The following is a 17,188-nucleotide window of genomic DNA, read 5'->3' as shown; positions in this document are numbered from 1 at the left end:
CGACGGCGCTCACCGCGTCATCCTCGGTGCCCGATCGCCTCCTCCGGAAGGAGGACCCTCACGCCCCGGGCCGGTTGCCGGTCGGGATCGTGATGGGCGTGCTCGTCGGCGACGACGCCTTGTTCAGGAACAGCATGGCGATCGCGCGCAGGAACTGGTCGAACAGGTAGAACCCGGCGGGGGCGATCGGCAGCAGGCCCTCGCGGAACGCGATGTAGGCGGGCCACCCGGTGCGGACCAGCGCGGCCGCCGCGTAGTCGCGCCGCAGCCCGAGCCAGTCGCCCACCTCGTCGCTGAGCACGTACCGCACGAATTCGTTGAGGAACCCGCGCGTGACGCCGAGGTCGATCTGCGCGGTCAGCCCGAGCAGGTCCTCGGCCAGCTCCTTGCCTTCGGTCGTCGGGGCGAGCAGCGGGGTGAGCACCTGGGCCGACTGCGCGTCGGCCTCCGCCCACGTCTTCGGGATGAACTCGTCGCGCACGCCGAGCAGGTGGATGGCGACCTGCCACTGGTGCAGGAAGGCGTCCTCGTCCGCGGCGGACATCGGGACGTGCCATTCGCGCAGCTTCCGGTGCACGAAGGTGCCGAGGCTGTGGAAGGTGACCAGGATGTCGCCGTTGCTGATCGGCACCTGCTCGTCGCTGACCGCCCGCCAGTGCGGTGACTGCGGCAGCAGGTGCCGGACCGCGGCGTGCACCAGCCGGGTCTTGGTGGCCGTGACCACGAACTGGCCGCTGGGCTCGAACGCGTTCAGGTCGCTGAGGTCGTAGCCGAAGGTGAACGTCTTGGCCGCGCGGTCCTGCATGTTCGCCCCGCCCGCCGACCAGTAGACCGACCGGGCCTCCCGCGGGATGACCGTGCTCATGATGCCGCTGCCGAGGCCGTAGAGCATGAACAGGTAGGTGTCCTTGCGGCGGTTGAAGTCGGCGGCGCGGCGCAGCTTCGCGGCGTCGGCCCAGGCCGGCAGCCCGTTCACCCGCCCGAGCCAGCCGGCCAGGTCGGCCGGCAGCCCGGCGGGCAGCGGGTCGCCGTTGTTCCCCCACGACCGCAGCGCGGTGTTCACCGCGGGTACTCCGCCACCGTCGACGAGGCCCGCGACCAGGCGGTCCACCTCGTCGTCCCAGACCCACCACGGGTCGGCGCCACCGGCCGCCCAGGCGGGGACGACGCTCGCCGCGCTCACCAGGCCGAGCGCGACACCGAGCGTGAGAACGTTCCTCCTGCTGAGATTGCTCATTTACTTACCTAGCTTCCGTGGTAGGCAGTAGGCCGGTCGGACCGGTATCAGCGGTGGTGATCCGTCGTGTGACACGGACGTCGTGAGGAGATTCCTCATTAACATAGGAGGTGACTCGCGCGTCGGCAAGACCCGTGCGTCCTGTGGTTGGATGGCGCCATGGCCCCGTGTCCGCGCACCCCGCCCCGGCGGCCGCGGTGACGGCCGGGCCGGCCGCGGCGGTCCGGCCGCGCAACCGGCGGCAGCTCATCGTCGAGGCGGGGGCCACGCTGTTCAGCGAGCGCGGGTACCACGCGGCCTCGATGGAGGAGATCGCGGCGCGCGTGGGCATCACCGCGGCCGCGCTGTACCGGCACTTCCCGAACAAGTACGCGCTGTTCGCCGAGTGCGCGAACGTGATGGCGGACCGGCTGGTCGCGGCGCTCGGCGACGTCCCCGAGGACGCCGGGCTGCCGGACGTCCTCGCCGCCGTCACGCGGGTGACCGTCGCCCACCGCGCGTCCGGTGGCGTGTACCGGTGGGAAGCCCGCTACCTCGAACGCGCCGACCGCGGGCTGCTGCGGGCGAAGTTCACGTCGGTGGTCGGCCGCGTCGCGGACGCCGTGCGGCGCGCGCACCCGTGGCCCGGCGAGCAGCTGCGGGCGGTGGCCGCGCTCGGGGCGATCGGGTCCGTCACGATGCACCACACGTCGATCGCCCAGCGGCGCGCCGAAACCCTGCTGCAGGACGCGGCGCTGCGCGTGGCCGCGACGGCCCCGGCGGCGCACGGCCGGGTCGTCGAGCTCCCGGCCGCGCCGGTGCCCCGCACCCGCCGGTCGGAGATCCTCGCGGCCGCGGTCCCGCTGTTCGAGCGCGACGGCTTCGCCACGGTCACGAACGGCCGGATCGCCGAGGCGGTGGGCCTGGTGCCGTCCGCCCTCTACCGGTACTTCCCCGGCAAGGCCGACATCCTGGCCGCGGCGTGCCTGCAGGCCGCGGGCCTGCTGGCCCAGGCGGTCGAGCACAACCTGCGCGGGACGGCCGGCCCGCACGACGCCCTGGCCGCCCTGACCGCGGCGTACGTGGCCTACAGCTTCGAACACCACGCGCTCACCAGCGTGGCCGACGCCGAAATCGCGGGCCTGCCACCGGCCCTGCGCCGCCCGGTGGTGGCGGCGCAGCGCGAGCACATCGCGGTGTGGGAGCAGCACCTGCGCGAGGCCCGCCCGGAGCTGGACGCGCGGCAGGCGCGGGTCCTGGTGCACGCGGGGTTCGGCGTGGTGGTCGAGGCCGGGCGGTCGCTGCGGTGGGCGGACCGGCCCGAGCACCGCGCGGCCATCGCGGCCCTGTTCGCGAGCGCCCTCGGGCTCTGAACCCGGAATCCGCCCGGTTCGATCGACGGCCGGTCCTCCGGGTGGCCCAACCGGACCGCGGACAGCTGATCCGCTTCGCCGGTGATCCCGTCACGACGGGAAGCGTTTCCCCCGGCTGGAGCAGCCGCGCTCACTCGGCGTTTTCACGCTGAGGGCAACGGGTTTCCGGTCGCGCGCCGGGGGAGCGGGCGGCGGCCGGCGCGGGAAAGCGGTCCGCTTGGCGGCACGATTCTGCCGGACCGGGGGAAATCCGGGTCGATCGGGAAGCCGTTGTGACCCGCGGTGAATGAAGGTCATCAGTTCGTGGACTGATGGATCGGCGGGGAATCTGCGTAACGTGGCCAAGGCGTGAATAACGGCGGCCGCCGAAGCACGTTTCCACCCACCCTTTGTTCCTTCCCTTTTCTGGAGTTCCCATGGCCGGAAGGCTGAACCGTCCCGCCGCGGCGGATGGCGTCGTCGCGTACCAGGACAAGGACAAGCAGGACATGTTCCACTACTTCCCGCTGCGGATCGACTCGGTCCTCGGCGAGACGTTGCGCAGCTTCAAGGTCGACTACTACGGCGTGAACGCCGCGCCCTACTGGGTCGACATGGGCAACGGTGACTACCAGAGCTGCGTCGGCGGGAACCTGTCCGGGACCGCCGTGCCCGAGATCACCACGGCCCAGCGGGCCAACATCACCAAGGTGATCGGCGACGTCTACGGCGTCAAGAAGCCGAACCTGGTGCCGCTGGTGCTGAACAACGTCACCGTGCAGCCGATCTTCGCCAAGCACATCGTGGACATGGGCACCGGTGGCTCGGCCACCTTCCCCAACGAGATGTCGCTGGGCGCCAGTACCGGCTACCAGATCGGCAGCGGCAACAGCCTGTTCGCCGAACTGGTGGGCAGCGAGCAGGACAATTCGGAACCGCGGCCGGACTTCGCGATCAACCTTTCCGGCGAGGCCGAGCTGTACGCCGACCCGTGGGTGGCGGAGATCCACGCCGACCTCCGGCGGGTCTGGGAGTACACGCGCACGAAGGTCGACGTCGGGCTGAACATCGGCTGGTTCAACCTCGGCACCAGCATCGACAAGATCACCCAGGACCTGATCACGAACAACATCGTCGACATCCGGTACGTCCAGGGCGGCGGCGGCAACGAGTTCGGCTGGCAGATGCTCAACAGCACGAAAACGCTGTTCGAGGCGATCAACAAGCAGATCACGGCCGGCGAAGGGATGTTCAAGTTCGAACCGAACCCGACCCCGCAGGAACCCACGAAAGACGAGAAGTGGGCGTCGAAACTGCTGCCGTTCACCACGTCGATCAACGTCGGGTACGTCAGCAACTTCTTCAACCAGGAAATCACCTTCGACCAGACGGTGACGTTCGAGGGGATGATGCCGGTCCGGTTCAACAGCTCGATGGCGCTCGCGGTGCCGTGCTCGGCGACGACCCAGGGCCGCTTCTACGACCTCCAGCTGATGAAGGAGGGCTGTGTCACCCCGGCCAAGCACGACGGGCTGCAGCAGCGGATCGCCACCGAAAAGGAGGCCAAGCGGCAGAAACTGCTCCTCTACATGGCCAAGGTCGAATCCGGGGAGTGGACGCCGCAGCAGTACTCGACGATGGTCGCGTACCTGAACACCCAGACGCTCACCGAATTCGCGTCGGTGGGCGCGATCCGCGAAGACGGCAGCCCGGAGATCACCGCGGCGTCGCCGGAAGAGGTCGACCGCGTGCTGGCGCGCGTCGAGGAAGCGGTGACCGGCGGCCTGGTGCCGGCCCCGCGCGTGAGCCGTTCGGCCGCACCGCGGCGAGTCAAGGTCTGACCGCGAAACCCCACAGGAGGACTGCCATGACGACCACCCTGCCCGTGTTCCACCAGCCGGTCCGCGCCCACGCCCAGGTCGGCATCCCGTTCCACCCCGACGGCCGGGAGCGGGTGCAGCAGACCACCCAGCCGCCCTGGTCGGGCCTCGGCCTGGTGTCGGCGACGATGCCCGACGGCGAAGTGCTGGAGTCGACCGGGTTCGCCATCGCCCCGCAGTACGTGGTGACCGCGGCCCACGCCGTCTTCAAGCAGGACCACGGCGGCCGGGCCGTCGCGGTCACGTTCCAGGCCGCCCGGGACGCCACCCGGACGCCGTTCGGCGTGGTCAAGGCGACCGCGTGGAACTACCCGGGGCAGTACCCGTCCGGCGGCCGGCCGTACGACTACTGCCTGCTCCGGCTGGGGACGCCGCTGCCGCCGGAGGTGACGCTGTACCAGCTGCTCCCGGCCTCGGACGCCGCGCTGGAAGGCACGACCTGGCAGGTCGCCGGCTACCCGGAGGACAAGGCGCCGGAGTACTCGATGTGGTACGACAGCGGCAAGCTGCTCAGCCCGCCGGGCACCCGCATCCTGAACTACCGGATCTCCACCTCCGGCGGGGAGAGCGGGGCCCCGGTGTCGCCGTACCTCGAGGAGCGCTCGCCGGCCGCCGTGGGCATCCACGTCGGGGTGGCGCCGGACAAGAAGTCCAACGAAGCGGTGCGGCTGACCCGGGAGGTGATCGCCGAGATCGAGTCCTGGAAGTAGCCCGCCGGGGGTGGCCGCCGGACCGGTGCGGCGGCCACCTTCGTGGCGTGCGGCCCGGCGGCCGGGAGCCCTGGGGGTCGGCTCCGGTGACCAGTGAACCACCGCGCGGGCGGCGGGTCCGTGGTGCAGGCCGGTGGAAATCCCGGGGCGTCCGGTTTACCGCCGAACGGGTTACGGCGTGGTCAGGTCGAACCGCTGCAGGGTGACCGCGCCGCCGAGGGACTGGCTCGCGTAGTCGAAGACGGCGAACCGGTAGCCCATGAAGAACTGCCACGCGTTGTTCAGCGTGAACGCGCTGCCCAGCGGCGTGAACGTCGTTCCGTCGGTGCTGTAGGAGAACCGGGCCTGCCGTCCGGTGCCGGGGCGGATGTCGGCGTTGGCGCGCAGCCAGATCTTCGTGCCCGGCAGGTCCGCGGCCGCGACCTCGGTCCCGGTGCCGGTCGTGTTCCAGTTCCCGTCCATGGTCAGGCCGGTGACCATGACGACGCGGTTGCGGCCGCCGTCGCGTTTGACGCCGATCCACGCCGACGAGTCGCGCAGCATCGCCAGCCCGGTCCGGTCGCCGTCCCGCATCGACGTCAGGTCCAGCGTGGCCGTCGCCGTGGAGGTCGGGCCCTGGATGCGGCGGGTCAGCGTGTTGCGGGCGGAATACAGGTCGTTCGTGACCGTGGCGGTGGACAGCTTCAGCCCGTTGCCGACGGAGAACTTCGTCGTGTCGGGATTGTGGTTCCACTCCCACTGCGGCCCGAGCGTGGTCCCCTGGAAGGTGTCCGTGCCGGTCATCGGTTCGACCTGGCGGGGTGGCGGCGGCAGGTTCGGCTTCGGGTACGTGACGCCCCAGCGCCCGTTGACCGTCTGCAGCCGCGGCCAGCCGTCGGCCGTCCAGGTGATCGGCGCCAGCACCGGGACGCGCCCGCCGGGGTAGGCGTCGACGAACGCCATGTAGTACCAGTCGCCGTTCTGGGTCTGCACCAGCCCGCCCTGGTGCGGCACGCCGCCGCCCTGGATCGGGCCCGGCAGGTCCAGCAGCACCTGCTGCACGGTGTAGGGGCCGAACGGGTTGCTGGCCTTCAGGACGTACTGGCCGTTGGCCGGGCGCGTGGCGAAGATGTAGTAGCTGCCGTTGCGCTTGTAGAACCGCGAACCCTCCAGGGTGCCGATGTTCGACGGCGTCTGGAACACCTGCTGCGAGCGCACTTCCGTCTTCCCGTCGGGGGACAGCTGGGCGACGCTGAGGGTGGTGTTGCCGTAGGCGACGTACATCGTGTCGTTGTCGTCGATGAGCATCCCGGCGTCGTAGTAGCACTTGTCGATCGTCGTGTGCTTCGACCACGTGCCGTCCACCGCGGTGGCGGTGTAGATGTAGGTTTTGGCGAAGTCGATGCAGCCGCCCCAGTAGAAGGTGTTGTTGCTGGCCCGGTGGTTCAGGAACGACGCCCAGATACCGCGGACGTAGCCGCGTCCGCCGTTCAGGTCGTACTTGGCGCCGAAGTCCAGCTTCGGCACCGAATGCCCGGCGTACTCCCAGTTCACCAGGTCGTAGGAGCGCAGGATCGGCGCGCCCGGCGAGTAGTGCATCGTGGAGGCCGAGTAGTAGTAGGTGTCGCCGACGCGGATGATGTCGCCGTCCGCGAAGTCCTGCCACACCACCGGGTTAGTGAAGGTTCCCGGCTGGTTCGGTGGCGTCGTCGTGGTGGTCGGGGTGCTGGGGGTGGTCGGTGTCGTCGGTGTCGTCGTGGGCGTGTCGACGCCGCCGGTGCACGTGACGCCGTTGAGCCGGAACGACGCCGGAACCGGGTCGGCCGACGAGAAGGTGCCGTTGAACCCGAACTCCGCCTTGCCGCCGGTGGGGATGGCGGCGTTGTAGGCGACGTTCTTCGCGGCGACCTGCGTGCCGCTCTGGGTGATCGTGGCGTTCCAGTACTGGCCCACCTGCTGGCCGGCGGCGAACGACCACTCGAGCGTCCACCCGTCGACCGCGTCGCCGAGGTTGGTGACCGAGACGGACGCGCCGAAGCCGCCCTGCCACTCCGACGTCTTCGTGTAGCTGACCGAGCAGCCGGAAGCGGCCACCGCCGGGACGGACACCGCGAGCAGGGCCGCGGCCGTCCCGGCGACGACCGCGGTGGCCGCCGCCAGGACCGGCCGGAGGGCCGACGAACGCAACGACATGATCTTCCTTCGCTGGAGGAGGCGGATCAGGCGGCGAACTGCCACCAGTTGACGTTGAACAGGTAGCCGCTGCCGCCGGTGAAGCGCAGGACCAGGTCCTGGGTGCCGGTGGCCCCGGTGACCGGGCAGGACACCGACGTCCACGTCTGCCAGCCGCCGGTGCCGGCCACCGTGCAGCGGCCGACGACGGTGCCGGTGGCGCTGCCCAGGCGCAGCTCGATCGTCCCGCCGGCGGCCGCGGAGGCGACCCGGGCGGTGAACGACTTCGCGCCCGCGCCGAAGGCGACGTTGCGGACCTTGATGCTGTCGCCGTTCTCGATCCACCCGACGTTCATGCCGCCTTCGGAAGCGGGTTCGGTTTCGATGCCGGAGCCCCAGGCGATCGTTTCCGCTTCCTGCCGGGTGAACGGGTTGAGCGTGTCGGCCGGCGGGGCGCCGCCGGTGGTCATGTTGATGGTGGGAATGCTTCCGTCGGCGTTGTAGGCGAACTTCTCCACCGCCACCGAGCGCGTGTAGCCGCCCCCGCCGGGCAGCGCGCCGTTGTGGTAGAAGAAGTACGAGCCGCCCTTGAAGTCCACGAGGCCCGGGTGGTTGGTGAAACTGCTGCCCTGCGTGGGCATCACCGTGCCGCGGTAGGTCCACGGGCCGGTCGGGCCGGGCGCGGTGGAGTAGCCGATGAACTCCGAACAGCACTTGGCCGCGAACACGTTGTAGTACGTGCCGTTGCGCTTGTAGACCCAGGGGCCTTCCTCGTACATCGTCGGGCGGCTGCCCCCGTTCGGGCGGGTGCCGAACCCGGCCGTGGTGAGCGGGATCTGGTTGACCCCGCCCGAGAACGACGTCATGTCGGCGTTCAGCCGCACGTACCAGAGGTTCGGATTGCCCCAGTAGAGGTACGCCTGGCCGTTGTCGTCGATGAACACCGTGGGGTCGATTTCGCCGTTCTCGACGAGCGGGCGGCCGATGGCGTCGTGGAACGGCCCGGTGGGGCTGTCCGCGACACCGACGCCGATGGCCATCCGGCCGGTGGCGCGGTTGACCACCGGGACGTACCAGTAGAACTTCCCGTTGCGCTCGATCGCCTGCCCGGCCCAGGCGTCCTGCTTGGCCCAGCTGAACGTCGAAAGGCTCATCGGCGAGCCGTGGTCGGTCCAGTTGACCATGTCCGAAGAGGACCAGACGCGCCACTCCTTCATGGTGAAGTAGGTCGAGCCGTCTTCGTCGTGTCCGGTGTAGAGGTAGACCCGGCCGTCGTGCACCAGCGGAGCCGGGTCCGCGGTGTAGATGTGCTGCACGATCGGGTTGTCGGCGTGCGCGCTGCCGGGCACGACGGCGAGCGCGGCCACGACGGCGGCGAGCAGGCAGGTCAGTTTGCGGCGCACGAAGCCGTCACCCCTTCGGCGCTTCCGGTGCCCTGGAAACCGAATTCCGTGGACTGCCCGGCCGCGACGGTGCCGTTGTAGCTGACGTTGGCCCACGTGACGCTGCCCGTGGTGCCGGTGTTGCCGGCGCTCCAGGAGCTGGTGACGGCCGCGCCGGCGGGCAGGTTCGTCGTCACGCGCCAGCCGGTGAGGCCCGCTTCGCCCGCGGTGACCTTGACGGTCGCGACGAACCCGCCGTTCCACTGGTTCAGGGAGACCGACGCGCTGCAGCCGCCCGGGACCGGAGTGGTCGTCGTCGTGGTGGGCGTGGTCGGGGTCGTCGGGGTGGTGGGCGTCGTCGGCGTGGTCGGGGTGGTGGGCACGGTCGGGCCACCGGCGTTCAACGCGTCGAGGACGCTGTTGTACGCGGCCTTCTTGTTCCCGTTGTTGTCGAACAGCAGCGGGTTCTGGCCGGTGCGCCAGGAGTCGCTGTCGCGGATGCCCCACACGGTGATCCCGGCGCACCGGGCGACGGCCAGGCAGGCGCGGGTGACGGTGCTGTAGGCCGCGGCCTGGCTCGACCCGGCGATGTCGAGTTCGGTGATCTGGACTTCGACGCCGAGGTCGGCGAAGCGCTGCAGGTTGGCCTGGTAGTCACCGGGCGGGTTGCCGGACAGGTGCGACTGGAAGCCGACGCAGTCGATCGGGACGCCGCGGGACTTGAAGTCGCGCACCATGTTGTAGATGCCGGTGCTCTTGGCGTTGACGCCGTCGGTGTTGTAGTCGTTGTAGCAGAGCTTCGCGCCCGGGTCGGCGGCGCGCGCGGCGCGGAAGGCCGCTTCGATCCAGTCGTTGCCGGTGCGCTGCAGGTTGGAGTCGCGCCGGCCGCCGCTGCCGCCGTCGGCGAACGCCTCGTTGACGACGTCCCAGGCGTAGACCTTGCCCTTGTAGTGGGTGGCGACCTGGGTGACGTGGTTCATCATGGCGGAGCGCAGGTCGGAGCCTTCCATGCGCTGCGCCCAGCCCGGTTCCTGCTGGTACCACAGCAGCGCGTGCCCGCGCACGCGCTTGCCGGTGCTGACCGCCTGGTTGAGGATCCGGTCGCCGCCGCTGTAGTTGAACTGCCCCCGGTTGGGTTCGGTGGCGTCCCACTTCATTTCGTTTTCCGGGGTGATCATGCTGAACTCGCGGTTCAGGATGTTCACGTAGGTGGAGTCGCCGAGTTTCCCGGCCGAAACGGCGGTGCCGAAGTACCGGCCGGTCTGGGCGGCCGCGGCCCCGAGCGTGGCGGCCGAGCCGGCGGCCGTGGAGGCGAGCACCAGCGAGACCCCGAGCGACGTCGCCAGGAAAGCGGAAGCCGCCGCGGCTCGGGAGAACGACCGCGCTTTCTTCTTCATGGTCACACCTTCGTTTCGTGGGTACGGGTGCGGGCTGAGGCCCGGTGAATGCATTCCGAGAGCCGGTGCACCATTCGGCACGGAACTTCCGGGAGCCGCCTTTCCTGGGTCACGGTGAACGCAGTGTCGCATCGGATGTTCACGCTCACAAGGGGCGGCCCGGATCCGCGGAACCGTGCGGCCGAAAGGCCGGGTACCCGAATGAAAATTTCACGGGGAATGCGGAATCGGCGCCCGGTCACCGGGCCGCACCCGTCCTCAGCCGAGGACGTCGGCCAGGCGGTCCACCTGGTCGGTGTCCGGTGACCAGCAGTAGCACACGACTTCGTCGGCGCCGAGGGCGGTGAACTCCGCGACCGCGGCCCGGATCGTCGCCGGGGTGGTCAGCAGGCGGCCGGCCGTCGCGGCCGCCAGCTGCGGGTCGAAGGCGTAGTAAGCCAGGATCTGCTGCCGCGCTTCCTCCACAGTGGACTCCGGGCCCAGTGCGACGGTCACCTGCCCCACCAGCCGCGGGCGTCCCGGCCGTCCGGCGCGGGTCCAGGATGCTTCGACGTACTCGAACTGCCGGCCCGCCGCCGAAAGCGCGGTGGCGCACAGCAACCCGTCGGCGAACCGGGCCACGCGGTCGAGGGCCGGTTCGGCGAAGCCGCCGATCAGCACCTCGGGCCCGCCGGGTCGGGCCGGGGCCGGGCCGATCGGGCCGCCGGACCAGATGTCGCGCATGAGCTTCAGCTGCTCGTCGAACCGGCGGCCGCGGGTGCGCAGGTCCACGCCGACGAGGTCGAACTCGTCCGCGCGGCCGCCCACGCCGAGGCCGAGGGTGAACCGGCCGCCGGAGAGCCGGTCCAGGGTCGCCGCCTGCTTCGCCAGCAACGCCGGTTCGCGCAGCGGGGCGAGCAGGACTTCGGTCTGCAGCCGGATCCGGCTCGTCGCGCCGGCCAGCGCGGCCAGGGTGACCAGCGGCTCGGGGTTGTCCCAGAGGAGCCGGTCCGCCAGGCCGAGGCTGCGGAACGGGCCGTCGTCGGCGCGCTTCGCCCAGTCGAGCAGCCGTTCGGGGCGGGCGACGGGCAGGCCGAGGCCGAGTGACATGGGGGTCTCCGATCGGAGGGGGAACCAGGACGGCCCCACTGTCACCGCCGTACCCGGGTCAACCCCAGAAAGGAGGCCGACTTCGGTGTTAACTTCCAAGCAGAACGATCAACCGGCGATTTCCGACTGTTTGACCGTGCGCATGACCGGTGCGGTCTCCACGGCGGACACACCGGGCAGGGCGGCCAGCGGCCCGGTGAGGTAGCCGTAGAGCGCGCCGGGGTGGCGGCACAGGACGCTGACGTACAGGTTCGCCGGCCCGGTCGTGGCCGCGGCGAAGCCCACCTCGGCGTGCCCGGCGAGGGCGGCGCCGGCGGCCTCGAGGTGCCGGGGAGCCACCGAAAGCCACAGCGACGCGGCGGTCCGCAACCCCAGCAGGGCCGGCGCGAAATCGACGTCGAAGTACAGCGCCCCCACGTCCCGCAGCTCGCCGAGCCGCCGCCGGACCGTCGTCTGCGACCAGCCCGTGGCCGTGGCGAGCTCGCGGAAGCCGGTGCGGCCGTCGCGGCGCAGCTCCGCCAGCAGCGCCCGGTCGCCGTCGGTCAGCTCGACCGGCTCGTCCGGCGACACCGGATCGGCGGCCGGCGGCCGGAACTGCTCGATCTGGCCCGGCGACAGCGGACCGGCCTTGGTCAGCATGCTGGTGGGGCCGCCGAAGAAGACGTGCACGACGCAGTGCGCGCTGACCTGGGTCACCGGCGGCGTGCGGGGCAGCCGGGCGAGCACCGACGACGTCGCCGCCCGGGCCGGGGTGCGCACCATGCAGACGATCTCCGAGCCGCCGGAGGCGATGTGCACCCACGACGTCTCCGGCCGGGTGGCCAGCGCCCGGGCGAGCCCGTCGGCCGCGCCCGGCGTGCAGGCGACCCGGACCAGCCAGGACTCCTCCCCGACGGCCTCCGGCGGGGTCAGCCCCACGACCCGGACGGCGCCGGCGGCGCGCAACGCCTGGTACCGCCGGGCGACGGTCTGATCCGACACGCCGAGCACCTCGGCGACCTGGCTGAACGGCACCCGCCCGTAGATCTGCAGCGCCTGCAGCAATCCCAGTTCCACTCGGTCCACCCCGGAACGATAATCGGCGATCACCGCGTCCGGGGCCGGTTGGCGCCGAAATCGATTGCTGTCGCGGGGCGGCCGGCGTGGCTCAGGTCAGCCCCACGTAAGTTCCCCCTTGGCGACCTGGGTGCCGAGCGACGCGGCGATCTTCAGCCCGGCGTCGGGCCAGGCGGCCAGCAACCGCTCCTCGGCCGCGGCCGCGTCGGCGGACTCGGCGACGGTCTTCTCGAAGAACCGCAGGTACTCGGCGGTGTGGCGGATCGCCGTCCGGTCGGTGGGCGCGCCGGCGACGCGGTGCCCGGCCACCACGAAGGCCGGTTCGAGCGCTTCGAGGTCGTCGAGGACGCGGAGCCACTCGGTGCGCAGCTCGGTGGTCGCGCTGTCGGCGGTCCAGACGTGCAGGCCCTCGAACAGGAGCACCCCGCCGAGCAGGGCGCGCCCGGCCGGTTCGAAGACGTACCAGGCGCGGTCGCCCAGCACCGTGCTGCCGCGGCGGACTTCGAGCGCGACCCCGTCCACCGCGACCGAAGGCGTGGTCAGCGGCGCGAGGTCCACCAGCCGGGTGGGCAGGTTGGCGCCCAGGTGCGCCCACGCGGCCAGCTTTCCTTCGTAGGTCTCGCGGATGTGCTCGATGACGTCGGCCGGCGCCAGGAACCGCGCCTCGGGGAAGGCGTCCGCGACGACCTCCGCGCCGAAGTAGAAGTCGGGGTCGCCCGCCGTGACCAGCACGGTGGTGAGGCGCCGGCCGGCGTCGAGGACTTCGGCGACGATCCGGTGCCCGTCGGCCCGGGTGAAGGCCGCGTCGACGACGACGGCCTCGGTTTCGCCGGTCACCAGCACGCTGGTCTTGTTCAGCGAGCTGTCAGCCGCGTCGATGATCCGGTAGTCGAGGGTGCTCACGGGGTTTTCCTTTCGGGGTCGGGCGGAAACGGGAGCGAGGCACCGGTCGGCCGGGCGACCGGCCCCGCACCTGGGTCAATTTCCCGGGTACGACCCCAGGCTAGGAACCCGACCTGGGCTTTTCACGGTGTGAACGGGACCTACCATGGTGAAAATGGGACAACGCATCCGGCCGGTCCGCTACGAGCCGCCGCCCGGGGTGACCGGCGAGATCGAGCTCACGTCGCTGGCGCGCATGCGGGCGCGCGGCGGGCCGGCGGAGTTCGTCGCCCCGCAGCGGCTCGGCTTCGACCTGCTGATCGCGATCGAGTCCGGCCACGCCGTGCACACCGTCGACTTCACCGGCCACCCGCTCGGGCCCGGCGACCTGCTCTGGGTGCGCGCCGGTCAGGTGCAGCAGTGGGGTGCCGTCGAGGCCATCGAAGGGCCGGTGGTGCTTTTCACGCCGTCCGCGATCGACGACGCCACCTGGGAGCTGATCGGCGCCGCGGGGGTGGCCACCCCCGGCCACTGGGCCGCCGGGACGGTCGCGGGCACCCCCGCGGCGGCCGCCCTGGCCGCCGCGCACGCCACCGCCGCGGCCCCGGGCGCGACCCTCCGGGACGCCGCGCTCGCCCGCGCCCTGGCCGCGGCGCTGCTGCTGCTCGTGCTGGCCGTCCCGGAGGGCAGCGGCCGCCGTCCGCCGACGCACCAGGCGTTCGTCTGGTTCCGCGAGGAGCTCGAGCAGCGCTTCGCCACCCGCCACCAGGTCGCCGCCTACGCGGCCCGGCTGGGCTACTCGGCGCGCACCCTCAACCGGCTGGCCCGCGAGAACACTGGCCTGAGCGCCAAGCAGCTCATCGACGAACGCATCGTGCTGGAGGCCCGGCGCCGCCTGGCCCACGGCGGCGACCCGGTGGCCCGGATCGCCGCCGACCTCGGCTTCGACGACGCGTCCAACTTCTCCAAGTACTTCCGCCAGCGCACCGGAACGACCCCGGCCGCCTTCCGCGAGCGCGTGCGGCAGCCGTAACGGCCCGGCCGGGGCCCGCGACTCAGCTGGTGTCGGACGCCGGTCCGGGGAGGTGCGATGGCCGCACGATCGTTCGGCCGCTGGTGCGGCACCCGGCTCGGACGTTCCTGACCGGGGCCGTCGTGAAGGTCAGGCCGATTCCCTTCCCCGAGCAGAACGGCACCGTGCCGTTCAACGCCTCCGGCGTGGTCCGGGTCGGCACGCGGCACTTCGTCTTCGTCGACAACAAGGATCCTTCCGCCCTCTTCGAGCTGGCCTTCGACGCCCACGTCACGACCGTCGAGCGGATCCACCGGCGGCGGCTGGCCGGGCTGGGCAAGGACGCCCTCCGTGATCCCGAAGGGCTCACGCGCGCGGACGTGGCCGGGGAAACCTTCCTCGTCGTGACGTCGTCCCTGTGCGTCGAGGGCGGGCACCGGGTCAGCGACGGCCTCGTGCGCGTCCGCTACCGGCGCGACGGCGACCTGCCCGCCGAGCCGATGGCCGGTTTCCGCGGCTGGCTCCTCGAGCGCCTCCCGGAGTTCGCCGCGGCCGCCCGGCTGGAGCCGGACGCGGGCGGGCTGAACGTCGAGGGCCTCGCCTGGGACGCCGGCGCCCTGCTGTTCGGCCTGCGGGGGCCGGCCGCGCCCGGCGTGGCCACGGTCCTCCGGATCCCGGCCGACGTCGGGGCGGCGCGGTGGACGACCGCCGTCCTCGGGGCGCCCGAGGTGGTTCCGGTCGCCCTGCCGGACCCGGCCGTGCCCTGGGGGATCCGGGACCTGTCCGGGTCCGGGGACCTGCTGGTGCTGCTCGGGCGGTCGGCCGGCGACGGGGACGCGCCGTTCCGGCTCGGCACCTGGCACCGCGGCCGCGGCCGGGTCGAGCTGTTCGACGTCACCTTCCACCGGAGCGCGAAGCCGGAAGGCGTCACGGCCTTCTCGGCCGACGGCGAGGAGCGGATCCTCGTCGTCGACGACGCCGGTGGGTACGCGGTGCTCTGATCAGGAGAAGTACAGCTGCGCGGGCGCGGGATCCTGGTACACGCGGGGTTTCCCGGCCGGTGTCGGGTCGGCGCCGAACGCCGCGCCCAACCCGGTGCCGGTGTTCGTCAGCGTGAAATGGCCGCTGTAGGTGAATTCGTCGTCCGGCGGGTCGACCGGGACGACCGAGAAGGCGTCTTCCGCGGCCTCCGTGGCGAGCAGCTGGTGCCCCTGGGCCGACGTCGTCGCGGTCGCGTGGAGGAACCGGCCGGAGGCCTTGCTGCGCACCGACTGCCCGCCGCCCGAAGCGGCGAAGCACCACAGATCCGCGTCGTCCACGTTCGCCGGCCGGAGCCGGTGGGTGACCTCGAACCCGTCCGCGACGGCTTCGGAGGCGCTGGCGTGCATGCATTCGTTGGTGACGTCTTCGCGGACGTACGCGCCCTCGGCGCCCGGCAGGCCGCCGCAGAGGTAGCCGGCGGACGTGGCCAGCCGCAGCTGCTTGCGCACGATCGTGAGCTGGGCGGGCACGCCGGGGACGCCGAGCCCGGTCAGGGCCGCCGCCATCCGGTCGAGCAGCGGCCGGAGCACCTCCTGCTGGGTCCGGTAGCCGAACACGGTCTCGCGGTACTCGCGGATCCGGTCGAGCACCTGCGCGCGCCGCCCGGGGTCGTCGCGCACCAGCTTGGCGAGCAACCCGGCCGTGTCGAGCCGGAAGTGGCGGGCGGGCTGGAGGGTCTGGTCGAGGCCCCACGGGATCAGCTTGAAGTCGATGTCGTCGACGCCCGGCTGGGCGACGGCCTCCACGTCGTTGTACACGTAGGTGTTGTTGGTGTTGCGCGAATAGCCGTCCCAGTGCTTGAGGAAGAACTCCATCGCGTACAGCCGGGCGAACTGGTCGAGGTCGAAGACGTCGGCCGCCCCGGCGAGCCCGTGCGCGGCGAGGTGGTCGATGGCGAACCGCAGGTCGGCCTTGTCGTCGAACTTCGACAGCGGTTCCACGCCGACGAAGGCGAACCGGCCGTCGACGAAGTCGTCCTTGTGCTCGATCTCGTACAGGTTCCCCTTGTGGGTGCCGAAGTTGCGCTCGATGTACCGGGGCATGACCGGCTCGACGTTGACGAACACCCCGGGGCTGTCGACCCGGGCCACGCCCTGCCCGATCGGCGTGCCGTTCACGAGCACCCGCGCGTAGTTGGCCCGTGAATGGGGGAGACCGGCGAGTTCGAACAGTTTGTACCCGAGCAGCTGCCGCGTGTAGGAGAGGTCCTGGACGGAGTTGTTGAGCGTCAGGTACCGCGAGCCGATCAGCTGCTGGACGGGCGCCTTGTTCGCGTCGAGGAACTTGCCAAAGTCGATGTGCAGGCACGGTTTGTCGCTGTCGATCGAACCGCAGAAGGATTTCTTCTTGATCCCGACGTCGGCGAACGACGTCCGCGCCGGGAACTTCGTCCCGGAGATCTCGACCGACGTCGCCTTCCGCCAGGTGTAACGGCTTCCGCCGGCCCAGTCGAAGTTGCACACCCCGCCGGCGGGCTGCTCGGTGCGCACGGCGTCCCAGTCCGCCTGCGGCAGCACGATATCGATCGTGAGCACGTTGTCGACGTCGTAGAGCGCATCGAGGGCGTGCTGTTCCTGACTGCTCATCCGGACATTGTACGGCGGAATTCGCGCGGAACCGGCGACGGAATTGCGGCGAAAATCCCGGCGCGGATCTCGTTTCCGTTGGTGTTTCACCCATTGCCGGAACGGGCGGTGGGGGAGCGCCGGGGTGTAACGGCGTTCACCCGGGTGGCGTCTGTGTGGCCGCCGACCGCAGCCTGATCGACCGGGCGATGGCCGAGTACAAGACCGTGCTGAGCGTCCGGCGGCGGCAGGAGGCGCACCGGTTGCAGCGGCCGGCCTGGTGGGACCGGGCCTGGCGCCCGGGTACGCCGCCGCGTTGTCGTGGCTGGGTTTGGTGCTCACCGTGGCCGTCTGCGGCTGGGCCCTGACTTCGCCCGGCACCTTCGGCGACAGCGCGGCCGCCGTTGCCGTGCTGGCGTTCGCCCTCGTCCTCGCCGGGGTGGTCGTGGCCGTCC

Annotated in this window: 13 protein-coding genes; 5 read left to right on the top strand and 8 right to left on the bottom strand. The window is 71.3% G+C overall.

Translation table 11 applies throughout. The features are described 5' to 3' along the window. Positions 1 to 58: 58 nt before the first annotated feature. Positions 59 to 1,237 (bottom strand): oxygenase MpaB family protein, encoded by a 1,179-nt coding sequence (locus ABZW17_RS13025; protein ID WP_354812784.1) that lies wholly within the window; start codon positions 1,235 to 1,237, stop codon positions 59 to 61. Positions 1,238 to 1,434: 197 nt separating this feature from the next. Here ABZW17_RS13025 and ABZW17_RS13020 point away from each other — a divergent pair, with 197 nt between their 5' ends. The 3 genes from ABZW17_RS13020 (at position 1,435) to ABZW17_RS13010 (ending at position 5,158) form a co-directional block, all read left to right on the top strand. After that, positions 1,435 to 2,589 carry a TetR/AcrR family transcriptional regulator gene (locus tag ABZW17_RS13020; protein ID WP_354812888.1) on the top strand — a complete coding sequence of 385 codons (1,155 nt, stop codon included), beginning with the start codon at positions 1,435 to 1,437 and terminating at the stop codon, positions 2,587 to 2,589. Positions 2,590 to 3,005: 416 nt separating this feature from the next. After that, positions 3,006 to 4,409 carry a hypothetical protein gene (locus tag ABZW17_RS13015; protein WP_354812782.1) on the top strand — a complete coding sequence of 468 codons (1,404 nt, stop codon included), beginning with the start codon at positions 3,006 to 3,008 and terminating at the stop codon, positions 4,407 to 4,409. Between the two features lie 26 nt (positions 4,410 to 4,435). Then, a complete protein-coding gene (locus ABZW17_RS13010) occupies positions 4,436 to 5,158 on the top strand; it encodes a trypsin-like peptidase domain-containing protein (protein ID WP_354812780.1) in 723 nt (240 codons plus the stop codon). A 171-nt stretch (positions 5,159 to 5,329) separates the two neighbouring features. On the opposite strand, the gene ABZW17_RS13005 is transcribed toward ABZW17_RS13010, so the two are convergent. The 6 genes from ABZW17_RS13005 to ABZW17_RS12980 all read right to left on the bottom strand — a co-directional run bounded on the left by ABZW17_RS13005 (position 5,330) and on the right by ABZW17_RS12980 (position 13,136). Continuing rightward, on the bottom strand, positions 5,330 to 7,330 hold the full coding sequence (locus ABZW17_RS13005) for a family 43 glycosylhydrolase (RefSeq protein WP_354812886.1): 2,001 nt from the start codon (positions 7,328 to 7,330) through the stop codon (positions 5,330 to 5,332). A gap of 26 nt (positions 7,331 to 7,356) precedes the next feature. Further along, a complete protein-coding gene (locus ABZW17_RS13000; protein ID WP_354812778.1) occupies positions 7,357 to 8,712 on the bottom strand; it encodes a glycoside hydrolase family 43 protein in 1,356 nt (451 codons plus the stop codon). Then, positions 8,697 to 10,088: an endo-1,4-beta-xylanase gene (locus ABZW17_RS12995; protein WP_354812776.1), complete on the bottom strand. Its 1,392-nt coding sequence runs from the start codon at positions 10,086 to 10,088 to the stop codon at positions 8,697 to 8,699. Before ABZW17_RS12995 ends, ABZW17_RS13000 begins: the two co-directional genes overlap by 16 nt. 258 nt (positions 10,089 to 10,346) lie before the next feature. After that, positions 10,347 to 11,177 carry an LLM class flavin-dependent oxidoreductase gene (locus ABZW17_RS12990; protein ID WP_354812774.1) on the bottom strand — a complete coding sequence of 277 codons (831 nt, stop codon included), beginning with the start codon at positions 11,175 to 11,177 and terminating at the stop codon, positions 10,347 to 10,349. Positions 11,178 to 11,285: 108 nt separating this feature from the next. Then, positions 11,286 to 12,242, bottom strand: a complete 957-nt coding sequence (locus tag ABZW17_RS12985; RefSeq protein ID WP_354812772.1) for an Lrp/AsnC family transcriptional regulator — start codon at positions 12,240 to 12,242, stop codon at positions 11,286 to 11,288. An 87-nt stretch (positions 12,243 to 12,329) separates the two neighbouring features. After that, a complete protein-coding gene (locus ABZW17_RS12980) occupies positions 12,330 to 13,136 on the bottom strand; it encodes an MBL fold metallo-hydrolase (protein ID WP_354812770.1) in 807 nt (268 codons plus the stop codon). 154 nt (positions 13,137 to 13,290) lie between these two features. Between ABZW17_RS12980 and ABZW17_RS12975 the strand changes: the two genes are divergently transcribed. Next, on the top strand, positions 13,291 to 14,148 hold the full coding sequence (locus ABZW17_RS12975; protein WP_354812768.1) for a helix-turn-helix domain-containing protein: 858 nt from the start codon (positions 13,291 to 13,293) through the stop codon (positions 14,146 to 14,148). Between the two features lie 83 nt (positions 14,149 to 14,231). Continuing rightward, positions 14,232 to 15,128 carry a DUF3616 domain-containing protein gene (locus ABZW17_RS12970; RefSeq protein WP_354812766.1) on the top strand — a complete coding sequence of 299 codons (897 nt, stop codon included), beginning with the start codon at positions 14,232 to 14,234 and terminating at the stop codon, positions 15,126 to 15,128. Here the strand turns inward: ABZW17_RS12970 and ABZW17_RS12965 are convergent, their stop codons facing one another. Continuing rightward, complete coding sequence (locus tag ABZW17_RS12965; protein WP_354812764.1) at positions 15,129 to 16,754, bottom strand: CotH kinase family protein; 1,626 nt, start codon at positions 16,752 to 16,754, stop codon at positions 15,129 to 15,131. Between the last annotated feature and the right edge of the window lie 434 nt (positions 16,755 to 17,188).

The sequence above is a fragment of the Amycolatopsis sp. NPDC004625 genome (genome assembly GCF_040609695.1).
In the GTDB taxonomy this organism is placed as follows: Bacteria; Actinomycetota; Actinomycetes; order Mycobacteriales; family Pseudonocardiaceae; genus Amycolatopsis.
The sequence above is the reverse complement of the archived record's forward strand: the minus strand, read 5'-3'. Positions and strand labels throughout refer to the sequence as shown.

What these genes read in the sequence shown, in the direction of transcription:
- ABZW17_RS13025 (WP_354812784.1), bottom strand. Translation starts at nt 1,237, where the DNA reads ATGAGCAATCTCAGCAGGAGGAACGTTCTCACGCTCGGTGTCGCGCTC.
- ABZW17_RS13015 (WP_354812782.1), top strand. Translation starts at nt 3,006, where the DNA reads ATGGCCGGAAGGCTGAACCGTCCCGCCGCGGCGGATGGCGTCGTCGCG.
- ABZW17_RS13010 (WP_354812780.1), top strand. Translation starts at nt 4,436, where the DNA reads ATGACGACCACCCTGCCCGTGTTCCACCAGCCGGTCCGCGCCCACGCC.
- ABZW17_RS13005 (WP_354812886.1), bottom strand. Translation starts at nt 7,330, where the DNA reads ATGTCGTTGCGTTCGTCGGCCCTCCGGCCGGTCCTGGCGGCGGCCACC.
- ABZW17_RS12995 (WP_354812776.1), bottom strand. Translation starts at nt 10,088, where the DNA reads ATGAAGAAGAAAGCGCGGTCGTTCTCCCGAGCCGCGGCGGCTTCCGCT.
- ABZW17_RS12990 (WP_354812774.1), bottom strand. Translation starts at nt 11,177, where the DNA reads ATGTCACTCGGCCTCGGCCTGCCCGTCGCCCGCCCCGAACGGCTGCTC.
- ABZW17_RS12975 (WP_354812768.1), top strand. Translation starts at nt 13,291, where the DNA reads ATGGGACAACGCATCCGGCCGGTCCGCTACGAGCCGCCGCCCGGGGTG.
- ABZW17_RS12965 (WP_354812764.1), bottom strand. Translation starts at nt 16,754, where the DNA reads ATGAGCAGTCAGGAACAGCACGCCCTCGATGCGCTCTACGACGTCGAC.